Source organism: Paraburkholderia sp. SIMBA_027 (assembly GCF_046535315.1).
Lineage (GTDB): Bacteria > Pseudomonadota > Gammaproteobacteria > Burkholderiales > Burkholderiaceae > Paraburkholderia > Paraburkholderia tropica.
This window is the reverse complement of record NZ_JAWRWY010000461.1, coordinates 1-276: the sequence shown is the minus strand read 5'-3', so window position 1 is coordinate 276 and position 276 is coordinate 1. Positions and strand designations below refer to the sequence as shown.

Here is a 276-nt window from a genome sequence, read left to right as displayed (position 1 = left end):
CCAGCATTCCCATAAAACGATTCCATTCAACAGGACCATAAAGCATTACAGTATAATACAAACTTGCTATATAACCTGCAATCACACTAACCCCTGCAACAAGAGACGCTGCTAACCATTTACTTAAAAATACCGCACGATGGGATATAGGGCGGACATATAAAAGCGTTGCCGTTCCATTTTGTCGCTCCCTACTAATCGTACCAATAAAGGTTGCTATTAAAACAATTAATCCTATTGATTGGAATTGACCTGTTGATGCTACCACAATATCAG

Annotated in this window: 1 protein-coding gene; it reads right to left on the bottom strand. The window is 39.1% G+C overall.

Going from position 1 to position 276, the window contains the following annotated elements:
* Positions 1 to 276, bottom strand: a 276-nt coding sequence (locus SB764_RS39830) for an ABC transporter permease (protein WP_410866726.1), incomplete at both ends; no start/stop codon positions are given.